At 33.0% G+C, this 11,113-nt stretch carries 9 protein-coding genes and 1 rRNA gene; all 10 read left to right on the forward strand.

The genetic code is table 11. The features are described from left to right. The first annotated feature begins 35 nt into the window (after nt 1–35). Nucleotides 36–1,424: a peptide MFS transporter gene (locus tag T369_RS0105125; RefSeq protein ID WP_031552594.1), complete on the forward strand. Its 1,389-nt coding sequence runs from the start codon at nt 36–38 to the stop codon at nt 1,422–1,424. 212 nt (nt 1,425–1,636) lie between these two features. After that, nucleotides 1,637–2,599, forward strand: coding sequence for a prolyl aminopeptidase (gene pip, locus T369_RS0105130; protein ID WP_031552596.1), 963 nt, complete (start codon nt 1,637–1,639; stop codon nt 2,597–2,599). A gap of 147 nt (nt 2,600–2,746) precedes the next feature. After that, nucleotides 2,747–3,712 carry a prolyl aminopeptidase gene (gene pip, locus T369_RS0105135; protein ID WP_031552597.1) on the forward strand — a complete coding sequence of 322 codons (966 nt, stop codon included), beginning with the start codon at nt 2,747–2,749 and terminating at the stop codon, nt 3,710–3,712. 43 nt (nt 3,713–3,755) lie between these two features. Beyond that, nucleotides 3,756–5,549 carry an aminopeptidase P family protein gene (locus T369_RS0105140; RefSeq protein ID WP_006364551.1) on the forward strand — a complete coding sequence of 598 codons (1,794 nt, stop codon included), beginning with the start codon at nt 3,756–3,758 and terminating at the stop codon, nt 5,547–5,549. An 80-nt stretch (nt 5,550–5,629) separates the two neighbouring features. Next, the gene (locus T369_RS0105145; RefSeq protein WP_006364550.1) at nt 5,630–6,859 is read left to right on the forward strand and encodes an aminopeptidase; all 1,230 of its coding nucleotides are present in this window, start codon (nt 5,630–5,632) and stop codon (nt 6,857–6,859) included. A gap of 172 nt (nt 6,860–7,031) precedes the next feature. Then, nucleotides 7,032–7,307 (forward strand): RNA-binding S4 domain-containing protein, encoded by a 276-nt coding sequence (locus T369_RS0105150; protein WP_006364549.1) that lies wholly within the window; start codon nt 7,032–7,034, stop codon nt 7,305–7,307. After that, entirely contained in the window at nt 7,294–7,938 is a 645-nt protein-coding gene (locus tag T369_RS0105155; protein ID WP_006364548.1) for an FtsB family cell division protein, read from the forward strand. The genes T369_RS0105150 and T369_RS0105155 overlap by 14 nt, the downstream gene beginning before the upstream one ends. 145 nt (nt 7,939–8,083) lie before the next feature. Then, nucleotides 8,084–9,529, forward strand: coding sequence for a nicotinate phosphoribosyltransferase (locus T369_RS0105160; protein WP_031552606.1), 1,446 nt, complete (start codon nt 8,084–8,086; stop codon nt 9,527–9,529). A gap of 8 nt (nt 9,530–9,537) precedes the next feature. Next, nucleotides 9,538–10,359 (forward strand): ammonia-dependent NAD(+) synthetase, encoded by an 822-nt coding sequence (nadE, locus tag T369_RS0105165; protein ID WP_006364546.1) that lies wholly within the window; start codon nt 9,538–9,540, stop codon nt 10,357–10,359. Nucleotides 10,360–10,926: 567 nt separating this feature from the next. Further along, nucleotides 10,927–11,113, forward strand: a 16S ribosomal RNA gene (locus T369_RS0105170); the annotation flags it as partial.

An 11,113-nucleotide genomic window follows, 5' to 3' on the forward strand; every position in this document is an offset into this window, starting at 1 on the left:
TTGTGTATTAAATTATACAGAAAGAAGGGATTTATATGTCTGAAGTAGCGGTAAAAAAAGGTAAACCGTGGAGCTTTTATATGAGCTCGATGACTTTTATGTTCGAACGTTGTGCTTACTACTCATCAAAATGGCTTATTATTGTTTATGTAACAGCAGCTGTAGTAAGTGGAGGTTTTGGAGAAAGTGGTCTTGGTCTAGGTAAGGTAGAAGGTGCAGCGATGCAATCTAACTTAGTGGCATTCACTTATCTTGCGCCCGTATTATTTGGTTTTATTGCCGATAAGTTGATAGGAGCTAGATATCTTATTCCTCTAGGATTATTATTAATGGGAATAGGATATGGTTATGCAGGGTTTGTTGGATCATATTCAGCTTTATGGACGATGATTGTTTTAGTTTCTTTAGGAACTGGATTTTTCAAAGGTAACCTTCAAGCAGTAGTTGGACAAATCTTCGAAGGTGATCAAAAACGTAAAGATGACGCATTCTCAACTATGTATTCATTTATTAATATTGGGTCATTTATCGGAACAACTTTTGTAGGGGTTTTATATGTAAAACTTGCAACAGCGAGTGCTAATGGTTACTTACAATGTTTCAAATTAGCTGGATTAATTTGTTTAATTGGAGCGGTTTGGTTTGTATTAGGTTATAAATCTTTAGGAGATGTTGGTAAACATCCATTTGCACAAGGTGAAGAACACCACGAAGATAAACCAAAAGTAAATAGACCTTTGGAAAAATATGAAGTTCGTCGCGTATGGTCTATCGTAATCATTTCATTACTTTCTGTTGTTTTCTGGGTTTTCTGGTATTTAACATATGTAATTCTTTATGATTATATGCCTAAATTTATTGATACAAACCTAGGTAGCTTTACTGTTCCGACATCATGGTTAGATTCTGTTAACGCATTAACTTGTATTATTCTAGGGCCTGTTTTAGGGGCGTTGTGGTATAAACTAGCTACTCGTCCACAAGGGGACTGGAGTTTATACAAAAAAGCATCTATCGCGTTATTCTTATTAGGAGTAACTTTTGGAATCTTAGCATTAACAGAAGTAACTCGTGGAGTAGGAGCTCCTGAAACTCAAAAAGCTAGTATTCTTTGGGTAATACTATTCTTCGTAGTACTAAGCTTGGCTGAAATGTTCTTCTCTCCATTAGGGGCATCATTTGTATCTAAATATGCACCTAAACAAATTCTATCTATAATGATGGCTGTTTGGATTGTTGCAACATTTGGTGCAGCTAAAGGATACAGTTTATTGTATTCAAAAATAGCTGATTTACCTATTATTCAAGTAGCGCTAGGTATAGGTGCTGTTTGTGTGGTAGTTGCAGTATTAGTATTTATCTTCGAGAAAAAATTAGCTAGTCTAGTAGAACTTCGTGAAGGTGAAACATTAGTAGAAGAATAAAATTAATAAAAAGGTTAGAATTAAGATTCTAGCCTTTTTTCTTTATTTAAAAGAGTAGAGTGCTTAAAAAAATATTGTTATATTATAAATATTTATTTGATTAAGACGTTATCATTAAATAGAAAAAATAATTTTTATATAATAATGATAAAATACTGGTTTTATGGTAAAATAGAAGTGTAAATAAAATATATATAATTGGGAGGTCTATTATGGAACAATTAAGAACTTTATATCCTGCAATAAAAGAAAATTTCTCAGAAATGTTGGATGTAGATGGGACGCATACAATTTATTATGAAGAAAGTGGAAATCCTAACGGAGTACCTGTAATATTCTTACACGGGGGACCTGGATGCGGGACAGCTCCAAGCTGTAGACAATATTTTGATCCGGAGTTTTATCGTATAATTTTGTTTGACCAACGTGGAAGTGGTAAATCAACACCACGTGCATGTTTAGAAAATAATGATACATGGCATATCATAGAAGATATAGAAAAAATTCGTGAAAAGTTAAATATTGATAAATGGCTTGTTTTTGGAGGAAGCTGGGGATCAACTTTATCGCTTTGCTACGCAATTAAACATCCTGAAAGAGTGTTAGGTTTAGTGCTGCGTGGTATTTTCTTAGGAAGACGAGAAGATATTGAATGGATTTATGAAGTAGGTGGAGCAAGTAATTTTCACCCAGAATCTTTTGAAAGATATATTTCGATTATTCCAGAAGAAGAGCGAAAAGACATTATTGGAGCATACTATAAACGTTTAACAAGTGAAGATAAAGAAACTAGAGAAGTTGCTGCTAAGGAATGGAGTATGTGGGAAGGTAGTCTAGTAACTCTTCATCCTGATCCAAACCTTGAACAAAGTTTTGGAGAAATTAACTATGCTATCTCTATGGCAACTATTGAATGTCATTTTTGGATGAATAACATGTTTTGGGATGACGATAACTGGTTGTTAGACCATGTGGATGTTATAAAAGATATTCCAACATGGATAGTTCATGGACGATATGATGTAGATTGTAGACCGATAGGTGCATATGAACTAAATAAAAAATTAAATAACTGCAAGTTAGAATTTACGGTTTCAGGTCACTCATCAGGAGAACCGGAAATTGTTGATTCATTAGTACGTGCTACCGACTATTTCAAAGAAATTCTAAAATAACAAAAATATTTAAAAATAGTATAAACAAATATATTTTACTGAAATTATAAGATTGTAAGAAATTATTTAAAATTAGTAATGAAAAACGCTTTATTTTATGGTAGAATAGTAAATGTAAATATTTTATAGAGATAGGAGGTCCTGACTATGGGAGAACTACGGACGTTATATCCAGAGATAAGTGAGAACTTCTCTAAAATGTTAAAAGTTGATGACGTTCACACTATTTATTATGAGGAAAGTGGTAATCCGAATGGAATACCAGTAGTTTTCTTACATGGAGGTCCTGGTGGAGGTACATCACCAGCTGGTAGACGATATTTTGATCCTGAAGCATATCGTATTATTTTATTAGATCAAAGAGGTAGTGGTCAATCGACACCACGAGCTTGTTTGAAAGATAATGATACATGGCACATTATAGAAGATATTGAAAAAATTCGTAAAGAGTTAAATATCGATAAATGGCTTGTTTTTGGAGGAAGCTGGGGAACTACTTTATCACTTTGTTATGCTATTAAGCATCCTGAACGTGTTCTTGGTTTAGTACTAAGGGGTATATTCTTAGGGCGCAGAGAAGATATTGAATGGCTATATGAAAAGGGTGGAGTAAGTGAATTTTTCCCAGAAGCTTTTGCTAGATATACATCTATTATTCCAGAAGAAGAACAACATGATATTATAGGTGCGTATTATAAGCGCTTAACAAGTGAAAATAAAGAGGTAAGAGAAGAGGCTGCACGTGAGTGGAGTATTTGGGAAGGTAGTGTAGTAACGCTACATCCTAACCCAGATGTTGAAGAGAGTGCAGGAGAAATCAACTTTGCTATATCAATAGCTACTATTGAATGCCATTTTTGGATGAATGAGATGTTCTGGGGCGGAGAGGATAACTGGCTATTAAATAATGTAGATGTTATTAAGGATATTCCTACTTATATAGTACATGGGCGCTATGATGTAGATTGTAGACCAATTGGAGCCTATGAGTTAAGTAAAAAACTGAATAACTGTGATCTAGATTTTGTTATTGCTGGTCACTCTTCAGCAGAACCTGCAATAGTGGATGCTTTGGTACGTGCAACAGATAGATTTAAAGAAAAACTGAAATAAGGTAAAAAATAAATTATGAAAAATAACAAAGGAGCAATATAAAATGGCAATTAAAGAAAGAATCGCTAAACTAAGAGAACTTATGGAACGTGATGGAATTGATATTTATATGGTACCAACTGCTGACTTCCATAACAGTGAATATGTAGGAGAACACTTTAAAGCTCGTGTATTTATGAGTGGTTTCACAGGGTCAGCTGGGACACTAGTAGTAACAAAAGATTATGCTGGACTTTGGACAGATGGACGTTACTTCTTACAAGCTGAACAACAATTAGAAGGTTCTGGTATTGAATTATGTCGTATGTTCAACCCAGGAGTTCCAACAACTACTGAATTTATCGAAAAAAATATTCCTGAAGGAGGAGTATTAGGTTTTGATGGACGTGTTGTAACATTCGGTGAAGGAAAAACTTTATCAGAAAAACTAAAAGCTAAAAATGCAACTATTAAATACGAAGTTGATTTAGTAGATGAAATTTGGGAAGATAGACCAGAATTATCTAAACGTAAAGCATTTTACCTAGATGTTGATTTAGCTGGTGAAACTGCTACTAGCAAATTAGAACGCGTAAGAAAAGAAATGAAAGAAGCAGGAGCTAATATCCACATCATTACTAGTTTAGATGATACTGGCTGGTTACTAAATATCCGTGGAATGGACGTTGATTTCTTCCCGTTACTATTAAGTTATACAGTAGTATTTGAAGATCACGTTGATTTATATGTTGACGAATCTAAATTCTCTGATGAAATTAAAGCTAACTTAGCTAAAGATAATGTTGTTATTAAACCATACAACCAAATCTATGAAGATATTAAAGGATTTAAATCAGAAGATGTTGTATTAGTAGACCCTGCACGTCTAAACTTTGCTATCTTCAGTAATATTCCAGAAGGTGTTAAATTAGTTGAAAAACGTAACCCTACTGTATTAATGAAAGCAATTAAAAATGATGTGGAAATTAAAAACATCAAAGAAGCACACGTTAAAGATGGAGCAGCTCATACTAAATTCATCTATTGGTTAAAAGAATTAGTTAAAAGTGGTGAAATTGCAAATGAAACAGAATTATCTGCATCTGCAAGATTAGAAAAATTCAGAGAAGAACAAGGTGGATTCATTTGTCCAAGTTTTGACCCAATTTGTGGTCATGGTCCAAATGGAGCAATCGTTCACTACTCTTCAAGCGAAGAAACTAACCGTGCTCTAACTCCAAACACACTATTCTTAACAGATACTGGGGCAAACTTCAGTCAAGGTTCTACTGATATCACAAGAACAACTGCGTTAGGAGAAATTTCAGATAGAATGAAACGTGACTACACTCGTGTATTACAATGTCACTTACGTCTATCAAGATTGAAATTCAAAGAAGGAATTTCTGGTCCAAACGTAGACTTATTCGCTCGTGCACCGTTATGGTATGACTATGAAGATTACAACCACGGAACAGGACACGGTGTAGGATTCTTAGGAAATATCCACGAAGGTCCAGCAGGAATTCACTGGAGTATAGCTCGTTCTGTAGAACCATTTAAAGCTGGTATGGTATTAACTAACGAACCTGGATTATATATTGCAGGATCTCACGGTATCCGTTTAGAAAACGAAATTTTAGTAAAAGCTACAGTTAAAAATGAATATGGTCAATTCTTAGAATTTGAACCTATTACATATGTTCCTTGGGATTTAGAAGCAATTGACGTAGACTTACTAACAAGTGAAGATAAATACGAATTAAACAAATATCATAAAGAAGTATATGATATTATTGCGCCTAAATTAACTGAAGAAGAAAGAGCTTGGTTAAAAGAAGCTACTAGAGAAGTTTAATAGTAGGTCAAATAAGGCTTTGGGGTATTGTTCTCAAAGCCTTATTAAAATAAATTAATATTGAAATATAGGAGATAAACATGGGATTAGATAAAAAATTAGATAACTATGCAAAATTAATAGCTAAAGTAGGGCTGAACGTACAAAAAGATCAACCAGTATTGGTTAGAGCTACTACTGATACTAGAAATTTTGTAGTGAAAGTAGTAAAAGCATGTTATGAACTTGGTGCTAGTAAAGTGGAAGTAGAATGGCGTGATCAAGAATTAACAAAATTAAATTTAACTTATCAAAGTGAAGAAAGTTTAAGTAACGTAAGCCAATGGTATGTTGACCACTACCAAGAAACTTTAGAAAACGGTGCAGCTTTCTTATCAATTATTGGAGACGATCCTGATGGATTAGCAGGTGTTGATAGTAATAAAATGAAAGCATCTTTAGTTGGGCGCTCTAAAGCTTTAAGAAATTACATGAAATCTATAATGAGTGATGAGTGTCCATGGTCAGTAGTTGCAGCTTCAACTGTTGGATGGGCCAAACGCCTATTCCCTGAATTAGATGATGAAGCAGCATACTTACGTCTATGGGATGAAATTTTAAGTGCTTGTCGTGCTGATGGAGATGATCCAGTTGCAGCTTGGGAAGAACATATTAGTGTTTTAGATGCTAAAGGAAAATTCTTAATAGAAAGTAATCTTGAAAAATTACATATTACAAATGACTTAGGAACAGATCTTATTGTAGGTTTACCTGAAGGTCATATTTGGCAAAGTGCAGGAAGTTATGCTAAAAAAGCAGGTCGTTTTGTAGCTAATATTCCAACGGAAGAAGTATTTACAATGCCTCATAAAGATGTTACAAGCGGAATAGTTTATAATGCAAAACCATTAAACCATGGTGGAGTGCTAATTGATGATTTCTGGTTGAAATTTGAAAATGGTAAAGTTGTTGATTATGATGCAAAAAGAGGATATGATGCACTTAAAAATATTTTAGAAACTGATGAAGGTGCTAGAAGTATAGGGGAAATGGCTCTTGTTCCATTTGATTCACCTATTTCTAATACAGGAATCTTATTCCTAGAAACATTATTTGATGAAAATGCAGCTTGTCATATCGCGCTAGGTAAAGCTTATCCAACATGTGTCGAAGGTGGAAGCGAAATGTCTGATGAAGAATTAGCGGCAGTGGGTGCTAATGATAGTTTAGTTCACGTAGACTTTATGGTTGGAGAAGGAACTACTAATATAGTTGGTATAACTAAAGATGGTCGTGAAGTCCAAATATTTAAAGATGGTAACTGGGCATAGTTTATAAGGGCTGAATCAAATATAATTAATGTTAGAAACTTAGCTAGACAAAATTGAGTTTAGTTAAGTTTCTTCGTGTTTATGTAACTTTGTGTTACTGTAATTGGAAATATTTGCGAAAAAATGAATTATATGTGATAATAGTTAGTACAAATTATACAGGGGTGATTAAATGCGTTTAGATAAATTCTTAAAAGTTTCACGAATAATAAAAAGAAGAACAGTAGCTAATGAAATTTCGGCTGAAGGACACATTGCGATAAACGGAAAGAAAGCAAAGCCGTCTAGTCCTCTTAAAGTCGGAGATGTAATTACTATTTTCTTTGCGAAAAAAGAAGTTGTATATGAAGTGTTAGAATTAAAAGACAGCACAAAAAAAGAAGATGCAACTAAAATGTTCAAAATAGTGTCGGAAAAAACAAGAGAGGAAGACAATGGCAGAGCATAATTTAGACCCCCAATTCAGGAAGGATGTTCTTAAAGCAAAGGCGAAATACAGAAAGCGTAGAAAGTTCATAATAATAAGTGTTCTTTCTTTATTGCTTGTAGTTACCTTGGTTCAGACATTTTTCTATATTCGTGAAAAGAAACAAATTAATGCCCAATTAAAAGAACAATCTCAACAAATTGAGAAATTAGAAAAAGAAGCAAAAGTAAATGATGTAGTAATCGATAAGTTGAAAGATCCTCAGTTTATTACTGATTTAGTAAGACAAGAATATGGACTTAGCTACGGTGGAGAGATAATCTTTAGTTTACCTCAGCAAGAGAACTTCTTAAAAAATGCTATAGAAGCTATTATGCAAGGTAATATCGAGAAAAAAGATGATGGTAGCGGTCGTATAGATGATAGTAAATTACCAGGTTCGAATAAAGACTCAAAAGATAAAAAAAATAAAGATGATAAATCAGAAAGTAAATCTGAAAAAACAGATGAAGAATCATCGGATGAGGAGTCAGAAAATACGTCTGACAAAAAAACTTCAAGTTCAAACAGTAATCGTAACAGTACGAATACTAAAAAGAATTCAAACACTAATAACACCCAATCGAATACAAGAAGCAATAATAGAGGTTAGTAATATCTAATCTCTATTTTTATTATATTGTCTTTTTGATAAATAATTTAAATGATAATAATTATTTGTTAAAATACTCTAAAAGTGTTAATATATAGATAACTAAAAATTTTTAGTAATAAGTTAAATAAAGCCGGAGGGTGTTATGAATAAATACATAGGCGATGCGCTTCATACAGATTTATATCAAATAAATATGGGGTATGTTTATTTTAAAGATGGTATACATGAAAGAAAATCATATTTTGATGTATATTTCAGAAAGATTCCATTTGGTGGAGGTTATGCTGTATTTGCAGGGTTAGCCAAAATAATAGAGTATGTAAATGACTTTAAATTTACAGATTCTGATATAGAGTATTTACGTACGCTTAACTATGATGAAGATTATTTAGATTATTTAAAAAATTTAAAATTCACAGGAAGTATACGTTTGGTTAGAGAAGGTGAAATTGTTTTTGGTAATGAACCGCTAATTAGAGTAGAGGCTCCTTTGATTCAAGCGCAATTAATGGAAACTGCAATATTGAATATAGTGAATTATCAAATATTAATTGCTACTAAAGCTGCGCGTATTAAACACTTATGTCCAAATGAAGTTTGCATGGAATTTGGTACAAGACGTGCACATGAATTTGATGCCGCTCTTTGGGGAACTCGTGCTGCAATAATAGGTGGATTTGATGCGACAAGTAATGTGAAAGCTGCAAAACTGTTTGGTATTCCATGTAGTGGAACGCATGCGCACTCATTTGTGCAGGCTTATCAAGATGAAGAAACGGCATTTAAAAAATATGCCTCAGTTCATAAAGATTGCTACTTCTTAGTGGATACATATGATACTTTACGTTCGGGTATTCCAACAGCAATTAAAGTTGCTGATGAATTGAAAGATAAAATTAATTTCTTAGGAGTTCGTTTGGATTCGGGCGATATTGCATACCTATCTCAAGAAGCTAGAAAAATGTTAGACGCTGCTGGTTATCCGGATGCTAAGATTGTTGCATCTAATGATTTAGATGAAGGCACTATAACTCACCTAAAACAACAAGGGGCTAAAATAGACTCTTGGGGAATTGGTACTAAGTTAATTACAGCATATGATAATCCAGCATTAGGTGCAGTTTATAAATTGGTATGTTTAGAAGATGACAATGGGGAAATGGTGGATAGATTAAAAATATCAGAAAATCCTGCTAAGTTAACTATTCCTGGAGCGAAAAAAGTTTATAGAATCATCAATAAAGATACCGGTAAAGCTGCTGGGGACTATATTGCAATGGATGATGAAGATGTGCAAGCGGAACCTACAATAAAATTATTCCATCCAACACATACGTATTTAGAGAAAGAAGTGGTAAACTTTGAAGCTCGTGATATTCATGTGGATGTATTCAAAGATGGAAAACAAGTTTATGTCGCTCCAACTGTTCAAGAGAGTGCTGAATACTTTAAAGAAAGCAAGGAACTGATATGGAGTGAATACAAACGTTTATTAAACCCTGAGTTTTATCCGGTGGACTTAAGTACTAAATGTTGGAAAAATAGAAATAATATAATGAAAAAAATTACAAAAAAACAGATTGACTAGGTGAAATTATGACATTACAACAAGAGGTAATAAAAAGATTAAGATGTAAACCTGAAATTAATGTAAAAGAAGAAATTAGATTAACTATTAATTTCTTAAAAGATTATTTGAAAAAAAATGATTTTCTAGAAACTTTAGTTTTAGGTATATCTGGTGGCCAAGATTCAACTTTATGCGGTAAACTTTGCCAGATGGCTATAACTGAATTACGAGAAGAAACTGGACGCGATTATAAATTTATAGCTGTTAGATTACCGTACGGAACACAGTTTGATGAAGCAGATTGTAACGACGCGCTTAACTTTATACAACCGGATAAAGTATATACTGTTAATATAAAAAATGCTGTAGATGCAAGTGTAGAATCATTAAAAGCAGCAGGTATTGCAATTTCAGACTTTGCTAAAGGGAATGAAAAAGCAAGAGAACGAATGAAAGTTCAGTACTCAATTGCCACAATGAATAAAGGTATAGTAGTAGGAACAGATCACGCTGCAGAAGCGATTACTGGTTTCTATACAAAATATGGTGATGGTGGTGTAGATATTGTTCCGTTATATAGACTGAATAAAAGACAAGGGAAAGCATTATTAAAAGAACTAAATTGTCCAGAACATCTTTATTTGAAAAAACCTACGGCAGATTTAGAAGAAGATCGACCAGCTTTAGCTGACGAAGTAGCTCTTGGAGTGACATATGATAATATAGATGACTACCTTGAAGGGCGAGAGGTGCCAGAAGAAGCTAAGAAAATTATAGAAACTCATTATATAAAATCAGAGCATAAAAGAAATATGCCTGTAACTATATTTGATTTTTACAATATATAGAAGAAACAAGTAGAGATAGAATTGTTAAATCCTATCTCTACTTGTTATTTATCGCTGAATTTCATATGAAAATGAATTGTAAATAAATAGAATTTGCATTAATTATAGAAGAATGCGAACAATGGTAGTTTTATTTTAATAAAATGTTAAGAAGAACAGCATAAATTTCATGAAATATATTGACAAAACTAATTAGAGATGTTAAAATAATATCAATCTTTCGTTTTGAAAGATATTATCTTATTATTTACCATACTTTTTAAAAAACTTAAAAAAAGTTACAGAAACTTCTTGACAAAGAATAAATGAGATGATAGAATAGAAAAAGTCTTCAGGAGAGAAGGCTAAAATTACATTTTTTAAAAACCGAATGTTAAAAATTTTTTAAAAAAACTTTTGAAAAGTTCTTGACATTGAATAATAAAAATGTTAAACTATAAAAGTTGCTAATCGCAACAAACTTGAACATTGAAAACTAAACGAATTAAGTCAACGTTAATTCCAAAAAAGGACAGTTCTAAAAAGGAACTATAAAACTTTTTAATGAGCTAATCAAGCTAACAAATTTATTTGGAGAGTTTGATCCTGGCTCAGGACGAACGCTGGCGGCGTGCCTAATACATGCAAGTCGAGCGAAGTTTTTCTGGTGCTTGCACTAGAAAAACTTAGCGGCGAACGGGTGAGTAACACGTAAAGAACCTGCCTCATAGACGGGGACAACTATTGGAAACGATAGCTAATACCGGATAACAGC

It is taken from the genome of Gemella sanguinis ATCC 700632 (assembly GCF_000701685.1).
Lineage (GTDB): Bacteria > Bacillota > Bacilli > Staphylococcales > Gemellaceae > Gemella > Gemella sanguinis.

Excerpts from the sequence above, each read along its gene's own strand:
- pip (WP_031552597.1), top strand. The coding sequence starts at position 2,747 with ATGGGAGAACTACGGACGTTATATCCAGAGATAAGTGAGAACTTCTCT.
- T369_RS0105125 (WP_031552594.1), top strand. The coding sequence starts at position 36 with ATGTCTGAAGTAGCGGTAAAAAAAGGTAAACCGTGGAGCTTTTATATG.
- T369_RS0105140 (WP_006364551.1), top strand. The coding sequence starts at position 3,756 with ATGGCAATTAAAGAAAGAATCGCTAAACTAAGAGAACTTATGGAACGT.
- T369_RS0105150 (WP_006364549.1), top strand. The coding sequence starts at position 7,032 with ATGCGTTTAGATAAATTCTTAAAAGTTTCACGAATAATAAAAAGAAGA.
- T369_RS0105155 (WP_006364548.1), top strand. The coding sequence starts at position 7,294 with ATGGCAGAGCATAATTTAGACCCCCAATTCAGGAAGGATGTTCTTAAA.
- T369_RS0105145 (WP_006364550.1), top strand. The coding sequence starts at position 5,630 with ATGGGATTAGATAAAAAATTAGATAACTATGCAAAATTAATAGCTAAA.
- nadE (WP_006364546.1), top strand. The coding sequence starts at position 9,538 with ATGACATTACAACAAGAGGTAATAAAAAGATTAAGATGTAAACCTGAA.
- pip (WP_031552596.1), top strand. The coding sequence starts at position 1,637 with ATGGAACAATTAAGAACTTTATATCCTGCAATAAAAGAAAATTTCTCA.
- T369_RS0105160 (WP_031552606.1), top strand. The coding sequence starts at position 8,084 with ATGAATAAATACATAGGCGATGCGCTTCATACAGATTTATATCAAATA.